The organism is Clostridium sp. UBA6640 (assembly GCF_002455975.1).
Taxonomy (GTDB): Bacteria; Bacillota; Clostridia; order Clostridiales; family Clostridiaceae; genus Clostridium_J.
Genome location: NZ_DKLM01000172.1, coordinates 36,446 through 60,377, shown reverse-complemented (window position 1 = coordinate 60,377; position 23,932 = coordinate 36,446). Strand labels below are relative to the sequence as shown.

Below are 23,932 nucleotides of genomic sequence, written 5' to 3'. Positions count from 1 at the left end.
GATAAGTACTATAAATAAAATGGAGATATATTAGCTATATTTGGTTATAATTATTTAAAAGAATTTGCTAAATCATTGAATGTAAATATAGAAGTAATAGAGGGAAAAGCTAAGTTAGAACTTAATGAAGAAATGGTCAATGATTTAATAAGTGTTGTCACTTGCTTTAGTGCTAGAATATATGATGCTAGAGGTGGAAGAAAGATTAAAAAAGATATAGAAAAATCTATAAAAGAATTATCAAAGAAAGAGGACAAGAATAGTGAGAATAACAATGAAAGCTATACTAGTAAATGAAGCTAATAATCAAAAACAAATTATTGATAATATGATGCTAGTATTTTGTACTGCTATAAGGTTTTCTTTTAAAAGACTATTAGAAAATAATATTAAGATTAATGAATTAGAAAAAATAGTGTTTAAGAAATATAATCTTAATATTAGACAGTCAAAAGATGCTGTAGAGTCAGCTAGACAAACTATTCTATCTCAAAAAGAATTAATAAAAATGAATTATAAAGATTATTCTAATAAATGTAAAGCTATTGAAAAAATATTAAAAGGTAAAAAGAAAATATCTGAAAAGAAAAAGAATGCTTTATTAAAAAAATTAGATAAAAGACAAAGAAAGGCTAACTATTTTAAGAATTTTATTGATACAAATACTATTCCATCTGTAACTTTTGGTACAAAAGAAATGTTTATTAGAAGATGCAAAGGCTTAATATCTAAAGAAGAATGGAGTGATTGTAGAAATAATAGGTTCTATAGTCGTGGAGATAAAAGTAAAAATGGAAACCCTAATTTAAGAATTATAATTAAAAACAATAAGAGTTTTTTAGAAATATCTACTTTAGAAAAAACATCAACTAATAGAGCAATTAAAATTCAAGTACCAATATATTTACCACAAAAATTATCTAAGAAAACAGGTAAAGTTAATGGAATAAACTATAGAGAAATGTTTTTAAGTCATTTAGCTAGTGGCGAGGCTTATCAAGTAGAAATACTAAAAGGAAATGATAAATACTATTGTCATATAACTTTTGATTTGCGGAAACAAAAACCTGTATACACAGGACATAATGGGATAATAGGAATAGACACAAATCCAGATGGTCTTGCACTGACTATGATAGATAACAAAGGTAACTATAAATGGCATACTTATTTAAAGCAACATGAATTATTATATGCTAGAAGTAATAGACGTGAGAATTTATGTGGTGAATTAGTAAAACGAGTAATATTAATAGCAAAAACATACAGCTGTGGAGTTGCTATAGAAGACTTAAAATTCAAAAACGATAAAGATATTAATAGTAAATTTGCTAGAATTAAACATCAATTTATATATTCTAAATTATTAACTATGCTTGAAAGTGCTTGTATAAGAGAACGAATAGAAATAATAAAAGTGAAACCTCAATTTACGAGTAAAATAGGGCTATACAAATATTGCCATCAATATGGAATGATAGTGCATAATGGCGCAGGTATGGTTATAGCAAGAAGAAGTTATAATTTTAAAGAAAAAGTACCTAAAATTTTAAAAGATAAATTAGTAAAAGATTTAGATAAATTTAATAAGAAGAATGAATGGTCTAAATGGATTGAAATTAATAAAAATATAAAAGGAAAGGTAGGTGAAAACCCTGATTTATGGTTAGTTAATAGGAAGAAAATACTTGGATTAGTTAGTTAATAATAACTTTAATATAGATATATACTGCCGAAGTACACCTAGTAGGAAAGGCTTTGGTGGCTTATAAATATTAGGGGCTGAGTAACACTCGCAATTCTGTTGTACTTTATAAGTGTATAAAATTATAAAGGCCATATGGAATTTTAGTAGTATAGTACTAACCTAAGTAGTTGAATCCTGTGACACTACCATCTTATTTAGAGAATAAGATGAAAAACTGTAGTATAGTTGATGTTACTATTTGCTATGGTTTTAGAAATCAGGTAAAACAGTGAGTTATTCTAAGAAAAAAAGAGGGGGATTTACTCTTATAGAAATAATAGTAGTTATATCGATTGTTGCTATATTAGCTTTTATAGCTGTGCCTAAGTTTGGAAATATACAGGAAAATGCTAAGCAAAAGGCAGATGTAGCAACTGCTAAAAATATAGCAATGGCAATTAATACAGAACTGTCAAAAGGAGAATTACTAACTAAAATAGATGAGGATATTGTTAAAAAGTATTTTAATAATGAAGAAATAAAACAACAAGCTTTAGTTGATGACACTTTACCAAATAAATTTTCTGTATATATAAAAAGTGATGGAGAAATATTTATTTTTACAGGAAATAGACAGGTTTATCCTAGTTTAAAAGATAAGACAGCAGCAGCAGATGGAAAAGACATAAAATCTTTTGAAATATCCTGCAAGTAAAGGGTGGAGGTAATATGATATTCTTATATAGTTTTATCTTTATCATTGGATTTTTCTTAGGAAAGATTTTGAACTTATGTATAGATGAAATAATTAAAAATGATAGAGAATATAAAATAAAAAAAGGAAAATATAATATTCAAAATTGGTTAGTTCAACTGGTGATGGGTATCATGCTCTTGCTTTTATATATAAAGTATGGCTTAGGTCTTCAATTAGTAAAGCTTTGCATTTTATCTTTTTTTATTATTATGATTGGTGTTATAGATTTTAATACTAAATATGTATATAATGTCACTGTTTATGGAGCTATAATTTTAGGCGTTATATTTACATTAATAGAATATATTAATGGATATCCTATTAAAGATTATATTTTCGGAGCACTATTAGGAGGAGGAGTTTTTTTTACTTTAATTCTTATTACTAAATTTATATATAAAAAAGAAGTAATAGGATATGGAGATTTAGAATTTTCGATTATAATAGGAGTCTTTTTGGGAGCCACAAGTAGCATATTAGTTTTCGTATTGGCTAACATATTAGCTACTATTATATGTATGTACATGATAGCTAAAGGAGAAAGTAGAAAAAAGACTATTCCTTATACACCTTTTATAACCATAGCTACCTTTATTGTAATATTATATAAGGATATTATAATAAGGCTTATTTTCGGTAATTAAATATTGAATTAATTATGGAAAGTTTTAGTAATAGGTAGATTTAAATAATCATAAGATATTGAATTTTCTATCTTTTTATAGAAAAAAATTTTATTTAATATTAGTAATTGTTAAAAAATTTTTAAAAGAATGATAAATTTGTTGACTTATGACGAAGAAATGCTGATAATGTAAAATAATATATTTCATCGAAAGGGGGTCAATGAGTTGTTTTATAAAAGTACCAGGGGAGAAGGAAAAAAAGTTAGAGCATCAGAAGCAATAATTAGGGGAATAGCTGAGGATGGAGGATTATATGTACCTGAAGAATTTCCTAAAATAGATAAGAGTTTTAAAGAATTAGGAAATATGAATTATAAAGAATTAGCACTTTATATTATGAAAAAATACTTTGATGATTTTAATGAAGAAGAACTTAAGGAATATATAGATAGAGCCTATGACAGTAAGTTTGAAAATCCTCTTATAGCACCATTGAATTATAAGGCAGGAGCATATTTTATAGAGCTTTATCACGGCAGAACATTAGCCTTTAAGGACATAGCCTTAAGTATATTGCCTCATCTTTTAAAAGCCTCAGCAAAAAAAATGAATATAACTAAAGAAATAGTTATATTAACAGCTACTTCAGGAGATACTGGAAAAGCTGCTTTAGAAGGATTTGATAGTATAGAGGGAACAAAGATAGTAGTATTTTACCCGAAAGACGGAGTAAGTGAAATTCAAAAAAGACAGATGGTTACACAAAGTGGGAAAAATACTTTTGTAGTAGGCATAGAAGGAAACTTTGACGATGCTCAAAGTGGAGTTAAGGAAATATTTAATGATAGAGATCTTAATGAATTATTGGGGGAAAGAGGATACATGTTTTCCTCTGCTAATTCTATAAATATAGGGAGACTTGTACCTCAAATAGTATATTATGTTTATTCTTATGTAAACCTAATTAAAGACAAAAGAGTGAAAGAAGGACAAGATATAAACATAGTTGTTCCTACGGGGAATTTTGGTAATATTTTAGCAGCCTTTTACGCTAAAAATATGGGAATACCAGTGGGAAAATTAATTTGTGCATCTAATGAGAATAAGGTGCTAGCAGACTTTATAAATACTGGAATATACGATAGGAGAAGAAAATTTTCTGTTACTAATTCTCCTTCTATGGATATTTTAATATCTAGTAATTTGGAAAGGTTTTTGTATGAAATAAGTGGAAGTGATTCATGTCTTATAAAAAATCTCATGACAGAACTTAAAGAAAAGGGTAAATATGAGATAACAGAGGAAATGAAGAAGAGATTAGATATATTATATGGGGATTTTTCAGATGAAGATGCTACACTTAAAGCTGTTGAAAAAGTCTATGAAAGTTCTGAGTATCTTATAGATACTCATACTGCAGTAGCTTATAAGGTTTATGAAAAATATAAAGTTAAAACAGGAGATAATAGTGTTACTATAATAGCATCCACTGCAAGTCCATTTAAATTTCCTAAAAGTATAAATGAAGTATTAAATATAGGACATGAGAATACTTCAGATTTTGAACTTATTAATTTATTTTCAGATAAATTAAATTTAAAGTTGCCTAAAGGATTAGAAGGACTAGAGGAAAAAGAAATCTGTCATAAGGTCACTTGTAAAAAGGATGAAATGAAGAAAGTAATTGAAAATTTTTTAGGGATATAGGTGATTAAAATGGTAGAAGTTAGAGTGCCTGCTACAAGTGCAAATATAGGACCAGGATTTGATTGCTTAGGTGTAGCAGTAAATATGTATAATAAATTCTTTGTAGAAGAAATTGAAGAGGGACTTATTTTTGAAGGTTGTGCGGATAAATTTAAAAATGAGGACAACTTAATATATGTGGCTATGAAAAAGTGTTTTGATAAAATCGGATACAAACCTACAGGATTAAGGATAAAAATAGAAAGTGATATACCAGCCTCAAGAGGGCTTGGAAGTAGCGCTGCTTGTGTAGTAGGAGGTATAATTTCTGCCAATGAATTAGCTGGTGGAGTTTTAAATAAAAAAGAACTTTTAGATTTAGCAGTGGAAGTAGAAGGGCATCCGGACAATGTAAATCCAGCATTGTTTGGGGGAATGACTGCTTCCATATCTGATAATAGAGAAGTAATTTATAGTAAAGTGAAGGTGAGTGAAGGTATTAAGTTCTGTGCACTTATACCAGACTTTACTTTATCTACAGAAAAGGCAAGGGCAGTCCTTCCTAAAAGTATAGATTACAAAGACGGAATTTTTAATGTAGGAAGAATTGCACTTATGATATCTGCACTAACTAATGGAGATTTTCATTTAATAAAATATGCTTGCAAGGATAAATTACATCAAGATTATAGGGCGAAGCTTATAGAAAATTTTTATTCAATAAAGGAAGAGTGTGAAAAACTAAATTCTTTAGGTGTATTTTTAAGTGGGGCAGGACCAACAATTATGGTGATGCTTAAAGAAAAGGATAAGCATTTTTCAATAAATATTAAAAGTTTTTTAGATACTTTAAAAAGCAATTGGCAGGTTAGAGAACTTAACATAGATAACTTTGGAACTCAAGTAAATAATGGTTAAGTTTAAATTCAATAAGATAAAATTCTGAAATCGCAATGAATACTTGGTACTGGGTGGTAAGTTTTAATATTTTATTCATTAGTCACCAGCCACTACCCACTAATTCATATATAGGGGGATTAAAATACAATGGAAAAAGTACTTGTAGCTAAGTTTGGGGGAAGTTCACTTTCAGACAGTGAACAATTTAGAAAGGTGAAAAATATAATTTATGATAATGAAAACAGGAGATACATAATACCTTCAGCGCCAGGTAAAAGATTTAAAAAAGATTATAAAATAACAGATCTTTTATATTTATGTCATGCTCATAGAGAAAGTGGTATATCCTTTGATGATGTATTTAAACATATAGAGGAAAGATATTTAAATTTAGCAAAGGAACTACAGGTCAAAATTGATATAAAAAATAAAATAGAAGAAATAAAGAGGGAGATTGAAGCAGGTGCCTCAAGAGATTTTGCAGCTAGCAGAGGAGAATATTTAAACGGATTAATTTTGGCAGACTATTTAAATTACGACTTTATAGATGCAGCGGAAATTATACATTTTAAAAAATATGGAAGTTTAGATTTAAAGGAAACAGAGAAGGCTATAAAAGAAAAGATTAAGAATGTGAAAAAGGCAGTTATTCCAGGCTTTTATGGAGCACTACCTGATGGAACTATAAAAACTTTTTCAAGGGGTGGTTCTGATATAACAGGAGCTATAGTAGCTAGAGCTGTAGAGGCCTCTCTTTACGAGAATTGGACAGATGTTTCAGGCTTTTTAATGGCAGATCCTAATATTATGGATAATCCAAAACCTATAGAAGTAATAAGCTATAAGGAACTTAGAGAACTTTCTTATATGGGAGCAAAGGTTCTTCATGAAGAGAGCATGTTTCCTGTAAGAGATGTGAAAATTCCTATAAACATAAAGAATACTAATAGACCAGAGGATAAGGGTACATTAATTGTAGATGATGATAAAGCTTTAAATTATACTGGATCTATTACAGGCATAGCAGGTAAAAAAGGATTTACAGTTATAGCTATACATAAGATGCTTATGAATTCAGAATTAGGTTTTCGTAGAAAACTTCTTTCTATATTAGAAGAGAATGGAGTAGCCTTTGAAAATATTCCTTCAGGTATGGATTCTGTATCATTAGTAATAGAAGATAGTCAACTTGGTAATAAGCTAGATATTATATTAGAAGAAATCAAGAGGCAGTGTAATCCAGATTCTTTAGAAGTTCATGTTAATATGGCATTGATCGCTACAGTAGGAAATGGAATGAATAGAACTAAGGGCATATCTGCAAAGATATTTAAAGGACTTTTAGATGCGGATGTAAATATAAGAATGATTAATCAAGGTTCTAGTGAAATAAATATTATTGTAGGTGTAGAAAATGATGATTTTGAAAGAGCTGTAAGAGGTATCTATAAAGCTTTTATAGATTAATATTTAGATATTAGAAAGTTATTTACGAAAGAGGGGAAAAAATTATGGGAAAAGTTAAAATTGCGTTATTAGGATTGGGAAATGTAGGTAAAGGTGTTTGGAATATATTAAGGACAAATAAAGAAGCTATAATCAAAAGGGCTGGTTATGATATAGAAATATCAAAAATATTGGTAAAAGATATAAATAAACAAAGGGGAATAGAGGTTCCTAAAGAATTATTAACTACAGATGTAGAAGAAATATTTAATGATGATAGTATAAAAATTGTAGTAGAGGTTATAGGTGGATTAGAGCCTGCTAAAGAATATATTCTAAGATCTATAAAAAATAAAAAACATGTTATAACTGCTAATAAAATGCTCATTGCAACTAATGGAAAAGAAATTTTTAAAGAGGCTCAAAAACAAGGAGTAATTGTGAATTTTGAAGCTAGTGTAGCTGGAGGAATTCCTGTAATAAATAGTATAAATGAAAGTTTAACTGCTAATAAAATAGAAGAAATTGTGGGTATAATTAATGGAACTACAAATTATATATTAACTAAAATGACTTTGGAAGGTATGAGTTTTGAAGAAGCACTTAAGGAAGCACAAAGAATGGGCTATGCAGAGGCAGATCCAACTTCTGATGTGGAAGGTTATGATGCAGTTTATAAATTGGCTATATTAACTGCTTTAGCCTTTGAAACAAATGTAGATGTGAATGATATATATGTAGAGGGGATAACTAAGATAAAAGCAAAAGATATAGAATATGCAAGGGAGCTAGGATATGTTATAAAACTTTTAGCTATTGTTAAAGAGGCTAATGGAAAGCTTGAACTTAGGGTTCATCCTACAATGATTCCATCAATTCATCCTTTAGCTAATGTTAATGATTCCTTTAATTCAATTTTTATTAAAGGTAATGCGGTAGGGGATTTGATGCTTTATGGAAGAGGAGCAGGAGAGCTTCCTACAGGAAGTGCGGTAGTTGGAGATATAATATCTGTTCTAAGAAATGAAGGTGTTTCTCCTATAGATAAAAACTATATTGATAGGGAAATAGCATCTGTAGGTAATTTTAAATCTCAATATTATTTAAGAATTTCTGTAAAAGAGGAGCCAGGAGTACTAGGAAAAATCACTACTATATTAGGAAAAAACAATGTAAGTATTCTATCTTTTATACAAAAACCTAAAAAAGAAGATTTCGTATCTATAGTGCTAATAACTCATGATACTTTGGAAGGAAACATAGATAAATCCATAGAAAAAATAGAGAACTTAGATGTAGTAGACAAGATAAAAAGTGTTATAAGAATTGAAAATTTAAGTTAATTAAAATACATTCTTCTAGATAAAATAGATTTAATTTTAATAGCTGAGGAATTATAAATTTTATTAATATATGCTTTAATAAATTAGTAATATAGAAATAAAGAATAAACCGCTTTTAATTATTTTATCATTAAATAATTAAAAGCGGTTATTATATGTTTGATTTAAATTTTATTGATAGTTATTATATTGTGTCTTTTTTAAATAAATCAACTAAAAAATTATCATGTTTTGCTAACAATTTACTAAAATTGCCCATTATTATTTTTCAGTATTATCTTATAGCATAATATTTTGGAAGTCCATTTTCATATTCAATCTTTGCTTCTCCTAGAATAAGTGGTAATGTGTAGTTGTAAGCTTCTATAGTAACGTTATTACCTTCTGGATTTATCCATTCCTTAGGGAAATATTTAATTTTATTTGCAACCTCTGATGTGTGAAGTGCAAAAGTTTCTGATTTATAAGGACTGTTAGAAATTCTTTTTATAGCGACCATATTCCCACTTTCACCATCTTTAGAGTATTCTAATGCGAATGATCCAATATCATAAGCCTCTTGAATGTCAGTTTCTGATGCAAAGTGCATAGCTGACCTCTGCATTGTAGAAAGTTCTATAGCTCTTACTTTTTTAACTCCATTTTCTTTTAATAGATTTTTAAGGTAATTACATACTCCACCAAGTTGGGCATGGCCAAATTTATCTAATCCAGTTGAAGACATTTCTCCTAAAAAAGTTCCATCAGCAGTTCTAATGCCTTCAGAGACAACTATTACAACAGTATTTTTTTCTTCAAGTTTTGTATTAACATCTTTTACAAACTTCTCAATGTTAAAAGGAGCTTCAGGAAGGTATATAAAGTCCACTACAGATTTTCCATTTATAGTGGCAATACAAGAACTAGCAGCTAACCAACCAGTATCTCTTCCCATTGTTTCTATTATAAATACATTTTTAGCGTTATAAACATTAGCATCTATACTGTTTTCTAAAGCTATAGTAGCAATGAATTTAGCAGCACTACCAAATCCAGGGGTATGGTCCATAATAGGTAAATCATTATCAATAGTTTTTGGAACACCTATAAATTTAATATTGATATTATGCTCTTTAGCATAATTACTAAGTTTATGTACTGTGTCCATTGAATCATTTCCACCTATATAGAAAAAAGTGCTAATTCCATATTCCTCTAATATTTCAAATAATTTTACATATTCATCCTTATGGTTTTCATAATTTTTAAGCTTGTACCTACAAGAACCAAGTCCAGAAGAAGGAGTATATTTAAGTCCGCTTACTTCTTCTTTTGGCATTTTTGATAAATTGAGCAAATTTTTATTTAAAATACCTTCAATGCCATTTAATCCAGCATAAACATTATCATAATATTTACACTCTAAATTTTTTTCAAATATTCCGATAGCACTTGAATTTATAACAGAAGTAGGACCACCGGACTGGGCCACTAAACAATTTTTCATATTAATTATCTCCCCTTACATTATATACACTATATTTTATTATAATATATAATAGTGATAGCTACAATTATATTATCATATTATGTAGTAAAATAACGAATATTGTATTATGATAACAATAGTTTAATATGTATATATAGATATACGATTTCTAAAATTAATATATGTGAAAATGATTGGTATTTTTGGGTATCATAGCTGAAGTTATTGAATTCACAATTCACAATGCACAATTCACAATTATGGACATTTCTCAGTTATCACTGAGAAATTTAAAATTNNTAAAGACTAGCAATATAAAATTACTAGTCAAAAATATGTTTTAGGAAATTATTTTGCCTAAAAATAATTTCATCCTTAACTGTGCATTGTGAATTGTGCACTGTGCACTAATCTAAGTTGTGCACTTTGCATTGTGAATTGAAAAACTCAAGGGTGTAGCTATATTCAGCTATACATTAATTTTTAAGGTAGTTTATCTATATATTATAATTATAGAAGGAGTGTAGGTTATGGAAAATAGATTATATCCTAAAGAAAGTAATGATATGTATGGATATGTAGATGAAAATGGTAAAACAATCATAGATTTTAAGTTTGATTTTGGAGATGAGTTTGAAGATGATATAGCTCTAGTAGAACTTAATGGTAAATGCGGTTTTATAAATAAAGATGGAAAAATAGTTATTGAGCCTAAATATGATGATATAAACTATTTTAATGAGGGCATGGCGGTAGTTGAAATAAATCATAAATATGGATACATTGATAAAAATGGAGATTTGGTTATTAAAACAAAATTTGAAGAAGCAAAAGGCTTCACTGAAGGATTAGCAGCTGTTAAGCTTTTAGGAAAATTCGGATATATAAATAGGGAAGGGAAGATGATAATAAGCCCATCTTTTGACGATGCAAATGAATTTGAAAATGGATTAGCACTAGTTAAAAAAGGAGAAAAATTTGGGTACATTGATAAAGATGGTAATGTAGCCATAGAATTTGACTTTCATTATGGTAGTGATTTCAATGAAGGTTTAGCAGCAGTAGCTATAGGTGATAAGTTTTTTTACATAGATGAAAATGGAGAAAAGATTTTTGATAAAGACTTTGAATTTGCCAACAGTTTTAGTGAGGAGTTGTCAGCAGTTTGTTTTAAAGATCAATATGGATTTGTAGATAAAAATGGAAAATTTGTCATAGAGCCTAAATACGATTGGGCAGATAATTTCACTGGAGAATACGCAGTAGTTTCAATTGGTGAAAAATATGGATTTGTAAATAAAAGCGGAAATGTTGTAATTCCCATAGAATATAGCAATGTTTTTGATTATAGTGAAGGATTTTTTTCTGTTCAAATTCATGAGAAATGGGGTTATATAGACGTAAATAATCATATCGTTATAGAACCTATTTTTGATGAAGTTGAAAATTTCTACAATGGAGTTGCTAAAGTTATAGTTAATGAAGTACCTCAGTATATTAAAAAAGACGGAAGTATACTTTAAAAGTAGCAGATTTTAAAGATATAATCATTTTTCATGGATAATACTGTAAAAACAGTTTTTATGATACAATTAAATAAATGATTATAATGGGAGATGAATGATATGAAGATGATTGATCTACATTGCGATACTATAGGAAGGCTTATGTATACTGGGGATAAAGTTAATTTAAGAAAAAATAATTTTTCTGTAGATGTTGAAAAACTAGTTAAAAGTGACTCTATGGCTCAATTTTTTGCTTTGTATGTAGACTCACAACAGGCAGATGATCCTTTAAAATATGCTTTAGATATGTTAGATAGATTTTATAATGAGATTCAAGCTAATAGCGATGAATTAAGATTAGCAACTAATTATCAAGAACTTATAGAAAACAACAATAATAATAAGATATCAGCTTTTTTAACAATTGAAGAAGGCGGAGTAATACAAGGTAAACTTAGCAATTTAAGAAATTTCTATAGATTAGGTGTTAGACTTATGACATTAACTTGGAATTATACTAATGAAATAGGATTTCCAAATTGCAAAAGTGAATTACAAAACAAAGGATTAACTGAGTTTGGCATAGATTGTGTAAGAGAAATGAACGATTTAGGAATGATAATAGATGTTTCACATCTATCTGATGGCGGATTTTACGATGTTGCTAAATACTCTAGTAAACCATTTGTAGCATCTCACTCTAATTCTAGGCAGATATGTCATCATCCTAGAAACTTAAATGATGATATGATTAGAGTGCTTGCGGAAAAAGGTGGAGTTACAGGAATAAATTTTGAAAAAAGCTTTTTAAACACTGAAGGCAGGAGCTTTGTCGAAGATATAGTAAAGCATATAAAGCATATAATTAATATAGGTGGAAGTGAAGTTGTAGCTCTAGGTACGGATTTTGATGGAATAGATGCTAAAGGGTTAGAAATAGATAATATTGGTGATATGGATAAACTATTGGTTGCACTAAATAATGAAAGTTTTAGTGACGATATAATAGAAAAAATCTTTTATAAAAATGCCTTTAGGGTTATTAAAGAAGTAATGAAATAGCATATTTATATGAAAAGTTAGTATAATATATAATAGATACGAATAGAGCAAGAAACTTTGCTCTATTTTTATTAAAATTTAAAGAAAATTCACAAAAGTCTTAATGCAATTCATTATTTATTTGGTAGAATTAAATATATAATTATTTCTAATAGAGTTTCCAGTTTAAAAAAGGAGAGGTTTGAATGGAATATCCAAAATTTTCATATGACAAGATTGAAAGCAATATAGTACTTAAAAAGGTAAACATTACTGGTAATGTATGTGGCGAGTTTGTAGAATTTACTATAGATCATATATATGAAAACAAAGGTAAGAGCGATGTAGAGGCAATCTACACTTTTCCTATACCAGAAACATCAGTATTATCAGGCTTTGAAGCAAATATTGGAGGAAGAAGTATAAAAGGTATTATAGAAGACAAAAAAGAAGTTGATAAAATCTATAATAATATAAAGGATGACAATTCTAATTTTTTATTAGAAGAGTTTAATGCTAATGATTTTAGAATTTCTATGGGAAAAATATTAGCAGGAGAAAGTATTAATATAAAGATATCATATATTGAAGAACTAGCTTATGATAATGAACAATTAAAGTTAACTATTCCTAGAATAATACCACCAACCAATGTAGAATCAAATGAAAATTTAGTTAAAAAGAATAATTATAAATTATACTTAAATTTATTAGTTGAGTCTTTTACTGATATGGAGTTTGTAAGTAATACTCATAAAATAAAAGTAGAAGAAGGTAATGATTATTTATATAAAATTACTTTAGCTTCATCTAAGGAAAATTTAGATAAAGATATGATAATTTATTTAAAAGAAAAAACTTTTGAAGAAACTACTGGAATGATATATGAAAATTCTAAGGAAAATAATAGTATAATTTATTTAAGATTCATACCTGATATAGAGCCTTCTAAGGAAAAGAAAATTGATAATTATATATTTATGGTAGATATATCAAACTCTATGGAAGGACAAAAACTTTTAGAAGCTAAAAACGCACTTCAGCTTTGCTTGAGAAATTTATCTAAAGAGGATACTTTTAATATAATTGCAATGGGAGATAAGCTTAATTATTTCTCAGAAGATAGAAGAGTAGAATATAACGAAGAAAATTTAATCAAAGCATCTATGTGGATAGATGAATTACAATGTGAAGATGATGCAGTTATTTTTGAAGGAATTAAATATGCTTTAAAGAATGAAGCTTTAGGAGAGGAAAATACTATTTTATTATTTACTGATGATATTGTAGATAATGAGAAAGAAATATTAGATTACGTAGATGAACATTGTATTGAAAGCAGAATTTTTCCATTTGGCATAGATGCCTCAGTTAATACTTATTTTATCAATAAATTAGCTCAAATTACTTATGGTAAAGCTGAATTTATTAATAATAATGAAAGAATTGAAGATAGTATTTTAAAGCAATTTAATAGAATTAGAGGATTACAAATTACAGATATTGAAATTGATTGGGGATTGGTTAAAGTTGAAAGAACTTATCCAAGAACCATTGAATATATGTATGATGGAGAATTATTTTCTATTTTTGCTAAAGTGCAAGGACAGGTAGAAGGAATTGTAACATTAAGAGGAAAAGTGGGAAATAGAAGAGTTCAAAGACGAATAAGTTTAAGCAATTTAGAATTAGAAGAAAATATGAATTTAATCGAAAAAGTATGGTATAAAAAGAGAATACAATCTTTACAAAATAGGATAAGATTTGAACGTGGAGAAACTTATAATGCTATGAAAAATAAGCTTGTAGAGATATCAAAACATATAGGAGTATTGAGTAGTGAAACATCATTTATATTGATGGAGCAACTTTATGATCCTGTATTAGGAATAGGATTTAAAAAATTCTTACCAGTAAAAATTAAGTATGATGAGGGAGATGGCACACAATTAGCATCTAACTTTTACTATAGGCACTATTTTGATCAACCTCAATTTGATGAATCAGAATTATCAAAAGCATTAAGAGGAGAACTATTAAGAATTTTAGCATCACATCAATTTGCTAGTGGAGCCTTTGCAAACTCCTTACAAGAAGATCAAATTGATAAAGTAATATCTACAATAAAAGGTATATTAGCTTTTACATTAGGGAAAGAGGATATTTCTATATATAAAAATTTACTAAATAAATCTTTGAATTTTATTGTAAGTAATTTTGAAGAATCAAAAAATGATTATGATGATAATGCTATATGCTTTTTATATTTAGCACTGAAGTCCTCATTAAATAGGGGAATCATAAAATCTGAAAAGAAAGAGGAGTTTGAAAGAAAAATTAAATCTTTAGAAGAAATCATCAAACTCAGAAATATTGATATAGAAGGCATAGAAAATCATTTTATAAGCTTTATAGAAAAATCTGAAAATAAAGACCATTCTTTAAGTTCGTTAATTGATAAAGCAATACTAAAAAACTAGTAAATAAAACTGCTGAATTTTCAGCAGTTTTATTTTTTGAAGATATCACATTAGACTAATAAGTGTATGCTGTGATATACTATCAATTATAACTTATTTAAGAGAGAATGTATTTAGGTAAGCAAAATGAAGAAAGAAGAAATTAATGATATAAGATATAAAATATATAGTACATTTAAAGAAGCTACAGGTTTAAATAGTAGCAATATTATAAGCATAAAACCATTACATTTAAAAATCTTATTTGAGCTTTACAATAGTAATTTCCTATCAAATTATTTTAGTGAGGATTTTATTAAAAACATTAGCTTTTCACTATCAAATAAAATGACAAAGGCAGCAGGAAAAACCATATATAAAAGAAGCTCAATAAGTGAAAGCTTTGAAATCAAATTAAGCTTAAACTTTCTAAAGAATTATAGCAAAACTAATAGAGAAAAAATAGTTTCAGGAATTGTAACGAAAGATGTAATTGAGGCAATGATGATAGTCTTTGAACATGAAATTTGTCATTTAATCGAGTTTCACAAATATAAAAAGTCAAGTTGTAAAACTGCAAGATTCAAATCTTTAAGCAGAGATATTTTTGGTCATAGCGATATTTATCATAGATTGCCTACTGATAGTGAGATATTTATGGAGAACTCTAATATCACCTTAGGAAGTACTGTGACCTTTAAGCATAATGGACTTTTACTAAAAGGAATACTTTATAAAATAAATAAGAATGCTGTAGTAATGGTTAGTGACAATAAAGGGATGTATAGTGATAAATATAATAATAGATATTCTAAGTATTATGTACCACTAGATAAAATAAAAAAATGATCTAGAAGGAGGAGAAGTGTTATGATTAAAGCTATATTGTTTGATTTAGATGGAACTTTAATTAATACAAACACATTAATATTAGAAAGTTTTAAACATGTTTTAAATAATAGCTTAGGTGTAAAAGTAGGAGATGATGAGCTCATTAGATATTTTGGGGAGCCACTGTCATATACTATGTCTAAATACTGTGAAGAAAAAACTGAAGAACTTGTAAATGCATATATAGAGTACTGTGCAACTATACATGATGATTATACAGAAGGTTATGAGGGTGTAGAAGAAGCACTTATAGAGTTAAAAAATAGAGGGTATAAATTAGCGGTAGTAACATCAAAAAGACGCAATACTGCTTTGAGAGGATTAAGATTGTTTAATCTAGAAAAATATTTTGATGTAATAGTAACGCCAGAAGATACTACAAAGCATAAGCCTAATCCAGAACCAGTGTTAAAGGCTCTAGAGCTTTTAGATGTAAAATCAGAGGAAGCAATAATGATAGGAGATAGTCATAATGATATTTTATCTGGAAAAGCTGCTAATGCAAAAACTTGTTTAGTTAAATATACATTTATTCCTTTAGAAGAGGTCTTAAAACATGAACCTGATTATGCTATTGATGATATGAGGGAATTATTAGATATACTTTAATTAGCAATGAAGCGATAGTAATTATATTTAAGTTAAGATTATTATACAAATTTAAAAAGACAGGCTATTAACAGGTGCCTGTCTTTACCCTAGGGATTTTTGAGAACCCAAAGTAGTCTACGCTACAACATATGTACATCATTACATATCCAGATATAATCCTTCGACTACATATAAACATTACACAACCTACATACATCTTTACTCGACAAAATAGAATACCTGTAGAGCATTAATTAATCTTTCGACTAAGTAACACCCTTAGCTTTTAATTAGGCATCTAAAAGAAAATAATAAACCAAAGATATTAGTATATTTTAGGCACATGGAATAAAATATCTAGTTAAAGATAAGACATATATTTTGTATCAGACAGATAGACAGGTTTTCACGGTAGTCTAGCTACAATGGAGTTCTGACAACAGGGCATGATGCAAAATAAATGAGCATACCGACTAGTTATTTCTTAAAACATGCCTCATCAGACAAGGTGTCAGATTCTACTCATAGTGAATCTATGGGCATGGTATGACAACGCAGTATGATGAAAAATAGACTAAAATATTGGCCTAGCATTTCTAAGAGGATACCTTATGCCTGCGGCAACCTAAGTTATCTTAGCTCGACCATTATACATAGTTTAGAACCCTGTATATACAGTTATGCACATACACAGCATTTCACCACCTATAATAGTCTTCTCTCCAGCCTATATAAGAATTTTCACTCCCATATACACCTTTGACCGAATGTTATAAAGCCATTTCCAGCCTACAAACACTCTTGGCTCAACCACTTTACATCCTCTGTATACTAATATGGTTACCAAAATAATTTTTCATATTCTTAATTTTTTGTTAACAATTAAGAAAACTACTTGCTTTTATTAATAATATCTCTTAATACGCCACAAGTATAATAAATATCTTCTTTAGTGATCCAATGATGGGTAACAAATCTCATTAAGCCATCTTCTTCTCCGTTACTTTTAATCCCTTTTTTGTATAATTCATCTACGATTATTTGTCCATCATTTCCAGTATTCTCTAAGCTAAAGAATACCATATTTATGTGTATATCCTTTTTATTAACTTCGATACCAGGAATTTTTTCAAGTTCATTAGCTAATAATAATGCATTTTCATGATCAGTTTTTAAAGGGTTTATCATTTCTTTCAAAGCTACTAAGCCAGCAGCTGCTAAAAATCCACTTTGTCTTAACCCTCCACCTAATAGCTTTCTTTTTTTTCTAGCTTTATCAATAAATTCTTTAGAACCTGCTAATATAGAACCGACAGGAGCACATAATGCTTTAGATAAGCAAAACATTACTGAGTCTGTGTATTTTGTAATTTCTGAAGGATGAACATTTAAATAAGTAGCAGCATTAAATAATCTTGCTCCATCTAAATGTACTTTAAGATCATATTTTTTTGCTAGATTATAAATATCTCTCATGTTATCTAAAGGTATAACTACACCGCTAGAATGAGCATTTTCAATACAAATAAGACTAGTGCTTGGAAAATGAATATCATCTTCTTTTCTAATTCTTTTTTCAATTTCAGATGTATTTAATATACCCTTAGGGTTATCTATAGTTCTTAGCTGAACTCCTGCAATTACAGAAGCGCCTCCTACTTCATGAGCTACAATATGACAATTATCTCCTAAAACTACTTCTTCACCTCTATTACAATGAGTAAAAAGCGCAAGTTGATTTCCAAAGGTTCCACTAGGAACAAATAATGCAGCTTCTTTGTTTACTAGATTAGCAGCGTATTGTTCAAGTTCTTTAACAGTAGGGTCATCTTCATAAACATCATCTCCTACTATAGCTTCAAACATAGCTTTTCTCATTTTGTCAGTAGGCTCTGTTACAGTATCACTTCTTAAATCTATAAATTTCATAAGTTTTCCCCCTAAATATTATAGTTATAATATCTATTATAATTTATTTCATTATATTAGAAAATATTAAATCTCAAATATGGTATAATAAAAAAATAATATATAAATTTACAAGTGGTGATTTAAATGAAAAGTCTTATATTAGCAGAAAAGCCTTCTGTGGCTAGAAATATAGCAGAGGCATTAAATTGTAAAATTAGAAAAGATGGATATATAGAGGGAGACGATTATATAATAACATGGGCTTTTGGTCATCTTTTACAATTGCTTGATGCAAAGGATTATGACGAGAATATGATAGGATGGAGAATGGAAAAGTTCCCATTTATACCTAGTGATTTTAGATATAAGGTTAAGTGTGATAGTTACAATAGAAATATTGTAGATAAAGGTGCAGAAAAGCAAATTAATATAATAAAAAGTTTAATAGATAGGGAAGATGTTGATGGAATAATATCTGCAACAGATTTTGATAGGGAAGGACAGGTTATTTCGGATGAATTGTTCATACATTTTAATGTAAACAAACCCATATATAGAATACTCCTTAACGAGTGGACGGAAGAAGAAGTAAAAAAAGGAATAAAAAATTTAAAACTTAATTCAGAAATGAAACCATTACAGGATGCAGGTATTGGAAGACAGTTAGCAGATTGGGTAATTGGAATTAATTTAACTTCAGTTGCAACATTACGTTACGGAGGAACTGGAAAAGATAGAAAAGTAATTAATATTGGAAGAGTGCTTTTACCAACATTAAAAATTATTTATGATAGAGATAAAGAAATAGAAAATTTCCAAGCTAGTTCTTACTATAAGTTATCAACTATCTATAAATCGAAAGATAATACTGAGTTTGAGACTCTTTATTATGAAAATTCTAGTGAAAAGTTTGAGAAAAAAGAATATTTAGATGAGATTAGTAGGATATTAGTTGATAAAAGTGGGGTAGTTATTGAGAAAGAAATTGAAAAGAAAAGAGAATATCCACAACCATTATTTAATTTGTCTAACTTGCAAGGATACATAACAAGTAAATATAAGGGTTGGACTTCGGATAAAGTATTAAAGGTTGCTCAAAGCCTTTATGAAAAGAAATTTATTACATATCCGAGAACAGCTAGCGTTGTATTGGAAGAAAGTTTAGAAGATAAAGTGAAGAAAGTCTTAGAAAATCTAAAAAAGGGATTACCTTATGAAGAGCAAGTTAAGTTTGTAAAATCAAAAAGAGTTTTTGATAATTCTAAGGTAGAAAGTCATAGTGCTATAACTCCTACATATGTAATTCCAAAGGGGTTAAGCGCAGATGAACAAGATGTATATAATGCTATAAAGAATAGATTTATTATGCAATTTATGCCTGTAGCTGAATTTGAAGAAACTAAAATAACTATTAAGGTAAATGATGAGAAAGTTCCTGGAGAGTTTATTGCAAAAGGTAAAGTCGAAATTATTAAAGGATGGAGAGCTGTTGAAAAAATAGATACTAAAGATACAATTTTGCCATTAGTGCAGAAAGATGAAAATCTTGATATTACTGATAATAAGGTTAATAAGGTTACTAAAAAACCACCTAAGTATCATACGGAAAAAACACTTTTAAGGGTTATGGAGACCTGTGGTAAAAATTTTAAAAATGATAAAGAGGATAAAGATGAAAGTTTAGATGATGAAACTAATACAGATGAAATGATGAATGCAATATTAAGTGGATTTAGCATAGGAACTCCTGCAACTAGGGCTGAAACTATTAATAAGCTTAAAGATATTGGATATATTAAAGCAAAAGGTAAGAGTTTAATTACAACTGAACTTGGCAGAACTATAGTTGAAATCTTTCCTGCAAAAGAACTTTTAGATTTGGAATATACAGGAAAGCTAGAAAAGACACTATCAGATATAGAAAAAGGCAAATATAAAAAAGAGGATTTCTTGGATTTTATATATGATTTCACGACACAATCAGTAGATAAAATAAAAAATGACAATTCACTTCTACATAAATTTAAAGTTCAATTACCAGAAGGAAAAGAGATTATTGGTAAATGTCCTATATGTGGGAATGCGATAGTAGAAGCTGAAAAAAGCTTTGGATGTACTAACTGGAAAAATGGGTGTAGATATACAATCTGGAAAGATGATAAATATATAGCTTCATTTGGAAAAGTAGTATCTAAAGAGATGGTAAAGATATTACTTCAAAATGGTAAAGTAGGGTTTAGAAATCTTAAGAGTAAAAAAGGGAATACTTTCAGTGCATACTTTAAGTATGAAAGAAATGAGAAAACGGGATATTTTAATTGGAATATAGAATTTATTGATTAAGAAAAAGGGGCTTCGCATTAGCAGTTAAAAACTGCTGATGTATAGCTCCTTTTTTCGTACTGCTTTATTTGTATAAAATTTCTACTTAAAATTCACCCAATTTTATTATATAATAATAGGCAAGTAAATTTATTAAGATTTGATTACAAAACACTATATTATAATTAATAAGAATAATTATAGAAATTTAATCCAAAATATATTTAGAAAAATTCATAAGACCTAAAGAAAAATATTGAGTGGCTTATGAACAAAAGGAGAATAATTGAGTATGAACAAAGTAAAAAAGATTATTTTATCGTCGAGTTTATTAATTAGCACCGTGATTTTAACTCACCTTGTAGAAATAGAAAGTAATGAGGAGTTTGACGTATATGATACATTTATGAATAGTGCAATTAGTTCAACGATAGAAGAACAATCTACTTTGGGAAAATCCATTCCAGTAAAAGATAATAGTGTAGAAGATCAAATTCCTAAAGGAACAAAAAAAATTGAGCATAGTGATAATACATATAATGAAGAGGAAAGAATAGTATTTTCAAGAGGAGGTAATATAGATGATGTTGACGCAAATCAAATATTACCTAAAGGTGCTACTATATCAACAGACAAGATGATTCAGAAGCCTTCTAAACCCAAAATAGAAAATTTGGATTGGTGGGGTGAAGCACAATATTTATATCCTATTGGAGCAGTAGCTGAAATTGAGGATGTTTATACTGGTAAGACTTTTAAGATGAAAAGAACCTTTGGCACAAATCATGCCGATGTTGAAGCATTGACTTCTAAGGATACAGAAGTAATTAAAAGCATATGGGGAGGGTTTTCTTGGGAAAGAAGACCGATAATTGTAAAAATTAATGGCAGAAGAATTGCAGCATCTATGGCAGGAATGCCCCATGCTGGGAATGATGCCTATCCTGCACTTTCCCAGGCGCCTAATTTATCAGATGGATATGGTACAGGACAGAATTTAGACGTAGTTAAAGGTAATAATATGGATGGTGTTTGTGATATCCATTTTTTAAACAGCACTAGACATGAAGATGGTAGTGTGCAGGCAGTTTCTGATCCAGAGCATCAAAAAAATATTGAAATAGCTTCAAAATCTAAATAAATTGAATAAAATTGAGTTTGTACATATAGGCATCTTTTATTTTGAGATGTCTTTTTTTTATAAAATATTATAAGCCTATAGATCTCAATCTATAGGCTTATATACTAGTAATAACGTGTATATCTTCTTTTACTATGTTTTCTCTTATTGATTAAGTAAATTGTAAGAACTATCAAGGAAATTATTACAATTAACATAATTGAGTATATTAAAATATTTTCCTTAATTATATCAAGTTTTGAAATTGTAGGATACAAATCATACTTAGATTCAGAGTCTCTAATTTTTACAGACACTTGTCCAACTGATTTGTCTTTATTTAATTTCCAAGCACTTAAGTGATTAACATTATAGTTAATTTCAGGCTTTAGTTCTGTATCATAATATGTAATATCCTCATGAATAGTTACAGGTACTCTAATTGCTTTTTCTGGCCCTATTAATGGAATAGCATTATATTTTAATGTAATAGTGTTAAGATCACTGTCCTTTTGAAGAAGGAGTTCTTTTTCTGCACTATAACTATAATCTGCCAACTTTTCCATATCTTCAAATACTTTTGTGTCCTTAGGATAGTCATACTCAGAATTTAGAACCACTGTAGCTATTTTACGATTTTCTCTTTCATAAACGGAAACTAAACAACGACCAGATTTGTCTGTATATCCGGTTTTTCCACCTATATTTCCGTTAACTCCAAGCAATTTGTTTCTATTTTCAATTTTAGCTATTGGACCTTTGGTAGATTGAACTGATGCTTCTTTCTTATTTATAACGGATTTAGTCCAATCATTTGACATTATTGCTTTAAGAAGTATACTTAAGTCGTAAGCAGTAGTTAAATGGTCTGGAGTATTGTCGTCTAATCCATTAGGTGTTACAAAATGAGTATTAGTCATTTCTAGCTCTTTTGCTTTTTCATTCATCATTTTAACAAAATTATTTACGCTTCCACCTACATTTTCAGCAATCATATAAGCTATGTCATTACCAGAATATAATAAAAGAATATCCATTGCATTTGAACCAGTAAAAGTATCACCAGCATCAACTGGATGAACATTTAAGCCGTAGGAGTAGGGAGCCTCATTTTTGGCAGCTTGAGGATAGGTTAACAAATCTCCAGGGCTTTTATTTTCTGCTAAAAGTAATGCAGTCATAAGCTTTGTAATACTTGCAGGATACATTTTTTCATCAATATTCTTTGCATATATTATTTCATTAGTTTCCAAATCCACAGCTAATGCAGAGGTACCTATAAGCTCTGGCTCTGGTGCTTTTGCAAAGGCAATGGTGGAAAATACTGAAGTAAATATTAGTGTAGATGCTATAAATTTAGTTATTTTTTTCACTTTACACTTCCCCTTTACATAATTTATGTTAAAACATAAAATTAGTATAGCATTTTAAGATTAAATGGACAAGGTAAATGGAGGTTATTATTATTTTTTATAATTTTTATGATATAATAAACCTAGCGAGGTGTGGATCTTGATAAATAACATAAAAGATATTTTTAAAGATAGAAAAGCAAAACCAATTGGTAAATACAAAAATAGTGCAGTTATGATTTTACTTTGTGAAGATGAGGAGAATCATGATTTAAATATAGTATTTGAAGTTAGATCTAATAAGTTGAAAACTCAGCCCGGTGATATATGTTTACCTGGTGGTATGATTGAAGAAGGAGAAACTCCTAAAGAAGCAGCCATTAGAGAAACTATGGAAGAACTTAACTTAAGTAAAGATGATATAGAGTATATTGGTGATATGGATTATTTTATAAGTCCCTATAGAATGTTTATGTATCCATTTATATCAAAAACTAAATTAGAAAAAATTATACCAAGTAAAGAAGAGGTAGATCACATCTTTACAGTACCACTAAAATTTTTTATGGAAAGTACTCCATTATTATATGAACTAGGAATTGGAGCAATAAATAAAGAAGGATTTCCTTTTCATCTTATAAATGGTGGTGAAGAGTATGAATTTAGACAGGGTAAATTGAAAGAATATTTTTATGAATATGATAATTATGTAATATGGGGGTTTACAGCGCAAGTTATAAAGTCTTTTATAGATATTATTAAGAGTGATAGTAATATTATGATATAATAGGGAATATATAATAATTAATTAAAATTAATATAAT

At 28.5% G+C, this 23,932-nt stretch carries 19 protein-coding genes; 16 read left to right on the top strand and 3 right to left on the bottom strand.

Annotated features, from left to right (window positions below; genetic code table 11):
- Positions 1-75: 75 nt before the first annotated feature.
- The 8 genes from B2W91_RS20755 to B2W91_RS20720 all read left to right on the top strand — a co-directional run bounded on the left by B2W91_RS20755 (position 76) and on the right by B2W91_RS20720 (position 8,445).
- On the top strand, positions 76-297 hold the full coding sequence (locus B2W91_RS20755; RefSeq protein ID WP_291584403.1) for a hypothetical protein: 222 nt from the start codon (positions 76-78) through the stop codon (positions 295-297).
- On the top strand, positions 263-1,705 hold the full coding sequence (locus B2W91_RS20750; RefSeq protein ID WP_291584401.1) for a transposase: 1,443 nt from the start codon (positions 263-265) through the stop codon (positions 1,703-1,705). The genes B2W91_RS20755 and B2W91_RS20750 overlap by 35 nt, the downstream gene beginning before the upstream one ends.
- A 271-nt stretch (positions 1,706-1,976) precedes the next feature.
- Positions 1,977-2,402: a prepilin-type N-terminal cleavage/methylation domain-containing protein gene (locus B2W91_RS20745; RefSeq protein ID WP_291584399.1), complete on the top strand. Its 426-nt coding sequence runs from the start codon at positions 1,977-1,979 to the stop codon at positions 2,400-2,402.
- A 14-nt stretch (positions 2,403-2,416) separates the two neighbouring features.
- Positions 2,417-3,088: a prepilin peptidase gene (locus B2W91_RS20740; RefSeq protein ID WP_291584398.1), complete on the top strand. Its 672-nt coding sequence runs from the start codon at positions 2,417-2,419 to the stop codon at positions 3,086-3,088.
- Between the two features lie 207 nt (positions 3,089-3,295).
- Positions 3,296-4,777, top strand: a complete 1,482-nt coding sequence (gene thrC, locus B2W91_RS20735) for a threonine synthase (RefSeq protein ID WP_291584396.1) — start codon at positions 3,296-3,298, stop codon at positions 4,775-4,777.
- Between the two features lie 9 nt (positions 4,778-4,786).
- A complete protein-coding gene (gene thrB, locus B2W91_RS20730; protein WP_291584394.1) occupies positions 4,787-5,674 on the top strand; it encodes a homoserine kinase in 888 nt (295 codons plus the stop codon).
- A 129-nt stretch (positions 5,675-5,803) separates the two neighbouring features.
- A complete protein-coding gene (locus B2W91_RS20725; protein WP_291584392.1) occupies positions 5,804-7,123 on the top strand; it encodes an aspartate kinase in 1,320 nt (439 codons plus the stop codon).
- Between the two features lie 44 nt (positions 7,124-7,167).
- Positions 7,168-8,445, top strand: coding sequence for a homoserine dehydrogenase (locus B2W91_RS20720; protein ID WP_291584390.1), 1,278 nt, complete (start codon positions 7,168-7,170; stop codon positions 8,443-8,445).
- Positions 8,446-8,719: 274 nt separating this feature from the next.
- Here B2W91_RS20720 and B2W91_RS20715 read toward each other — a convergent pair whose 3' ends face one another.
- A complete protein-coding gene (locus B2W91_RS20715; RefSeq protein ID WP_291584388.1) occupies positions 8,720-9,931 on the bottom strand; it encodes a 6-phosphofructokinase in 1,212 nt (403 codons plus the stop codon).
- Positions 9,932-10,443: 512 nt separating this feature from the next.
- Here B2W91_RS20715 and B2W91_RS20710 point away from each other — a divergent pair.
- From B2W91_RS20710 to ppaX, 5 genes are all read left to right on the top strand, one after another.
- On the top strand, positions 10,444-11,436 hold the full coding sequence (locus B2W91_RS20710) for a WG repeat-containing protein (protein ID WP_291584386.1): 993 nt from the start codon (positions 10,444-10,446) through the stop codon (positions 11,434-11,436).
- A 102-nt stretch (positions 11,437-11,538) separates the two neighbouring features.
- On the top strand, positions 11,539-12,483 hold the full coding sequence (locus tag B2W91_RS20705; RefSeq protein WP_291584384.1) for a dipeptidase: 945 nt from the start codon (positions 11,539-11,541) through the stop codon (positions 12,481-12,483).
- A 185-nt stretch (positions 12,484-12,668) separates the two neighbouring features.
- Positions 12,669-14,942 carry a VIT and vWA domain-containing protein gene (locus tag B2W91_RS20700; protein WP_291584382.1) on the top strand — a complete coding sequence of 758 codons (2,274 nt, stop codon included), beginning with the start codon at positions 12,669-12,671 and terminating at the stop codon, positions 14,940-14,942.
- Between the two features lie 126 nt (positions 14,943-15,068).
- The gene (locus tag B2W91_RS20695) at positions 15,069-15,770 is read left to right on the top strand and encodes a SprT-like domain-containing protein (RefSeq protein WP_291584380.1); all 702 of its coding nucleotides are present in this window, start codon (positions 15,069-15,071) and stop codon (positions 15,768-15,770) included.
- 21 nt (positions 15,771-15,791) lie between these two features.
- Positions 15,792-16,421 carry a pyrophosphatase PpaX gene (ppaX, locus tag B2W91_RS20690; RefSeq protein WP_291584378.1) on the top strand — a complete coding sequence of 210 codons (630 nt, stop codon included), beginning with the start codon at positions 15,792-15,794 and terminating at the stop codon, positions 16,419-16,421.
- Positions 16,422-17,294: 873 nt separating this feature from the next.
- On the opposite strand, the gene ltaE is transcribed toward ppaX, so the two are convergent.
- The gene (ltaE, locus tag B2W91_RS20685) at positions 17,295-18,332 is read right to left on the bottom strand and encodes a low-specificity L-threonine aldolase (RefSeq protein WP_291584376.1); all 1,038 of its coding nucleotides are present in this window, start codon (positions 18,330-18,332) and stop codon (positions 17,295-17,297) included.
- A gap of 126 nt (positions 18,333-18,458) precedes the next feature.
- On the opposite strand from ltaE, the gene B2W91_RS20680 reads away from it, so the two are divergent.
- A complete protein-coding gene (locus B2W91_RS20680; protein ID WP_291584374.1) occupies positions 18,459-20,657 on the top strand; it encodes a type IA DNA topoisomerase in 2,199 nt (732 codons plus the stop codon).
- A 271-nt stretch (positions 20,658-20,928) separates the two neighbouring features.
- Positions 20,929-21,777, top strand: coding sequence for a hypothetical protein (locus B2W91_RS20675; protein WP_291584372.1), 849 nt, complete (start codon positions 20,929-20,931; stop codon positions 21,775-21,777).
- Between the two features lie 104 nt (positions 21,778-21,881).
- On the opposite strand, the gene B2W91_RS20670 is transcribed toward B2W91_RS20675, so the two are convergent.
- Positions 21,882-23,129, bottom strand: coding sequence for a D-alanyl-D-alanine carboxypeptidase family protein (locus B2W91_RS20670; protein ID WP_291584371.1), 1,248 nt, complete (start codon positions 23,127-23,129; stop codon positions 21,882-21,884).
- Positions 23,130-23,268: 139 nt separating this feature from the next.
- On the opposite strand from B2W91_RS20670, the gene B2W91_RS20665 reads away from it, so the two are divergent.
- Complete coding sequence (locus tag B2W91_RS20665) at positions 23,269-23,895, top strand: NUDIX hydrolase (protein ID WP_291584369.1); 627 nt, start codon at positions 23,269-23,271, stop codon at positions 23,893-23,895.
- Positions 23,896-23,932: the final 37 nt, after the last annotated feature.

Bases quoted from the DNA above. Each gene is read 5' to 3' on its own strand.
- ppaX (WP_291584378.1), top strand. From the start codon at position 15,792: ATGATTAAAGCTATATTGTTTGATTTAGATGGAACTTTAATTAATACA.
- B2W91_RS20720 (WP_291584390.1), top strand. From the start codon at position 7,168: ATGGGAAAAGTTAAAATTGCGTTATTAGGATTGGGAAATGTAGGTAAA.
- ltaE (WP_291584376.1), bottom strand. From the start codon at position 18,332: ATGAAATTTATAGATTTAAGAAGTGATACTGTAACAGAGCCTACTGAC.
- B2W91_RS20695 (WP_291584380.1), top strand. From the start codon at position 15,069: ATGAAGAAAGAAGAAATTAATGATATAAGATATAAAATATATAGTACA.
- B2W91_RS20740 (WP_291584398.1), top strand. From the start codon at position 2,417: ATGATATTCTTATATAGTTTTATCTTTATCATTGGATTTTTCTTAGGA.
- B2W91_RS20700 (WP_291584382.1), top strand. From the start codon at position 12,669: ATGGAATATCCAAAATTTTCATATGACAAGATTGAAAGCAATATAGTA.
- B2W91_RS20680 (WP_291584374.1), top strand. From the start codon at position 18,459: ATGAAAAGTCTTATATTAGCAGAAAAGCCTTCTGTGGCTAGAAATATA.
- B2W91_RS20715 (WP_291584388.1), bottom strand. From the start codon at position 9,931: ATGAAAAATTGTTTAGTGGCCCAGTCCGGTGGTCCTACTTCTGTTATA.
- thrB (WP_291584394.1), top strand. From the start codon at position 4,787: ATGGTAGAAGTTAGAGTGCCTGCTACAAGTGCAAATATAGGACCAGGA.
- B2W91_RS20710 (WP_291584386.1), top strand. From the start codon at position 10,444: ATGGAAAATAGATTATATCCTAAAGAAAGTAATGATATGTATGGATAT.
- B2W91_RS20705 (WP_291584384.1), top strand. From the start codon at position 11,539: ATGAAGATGATTGATCTACATTGCGATACTATAGGAAGGCTTATGTAT.
- B2W91_RS20725 (WP_291584392.1), top strand. From the start codon at position 5,804: ATGGAAAAAGTACTTGTAGCTAAGTTTGGGGGAAGTTCACTTTCAGAC.
- B2W91_RS20675 (WP_291584372.1), top strand. From the start codon at position 20,929: ATGAACAAAGTAAAAAAGATTATTTTATCGTCGAGTTTATTAATTAGC.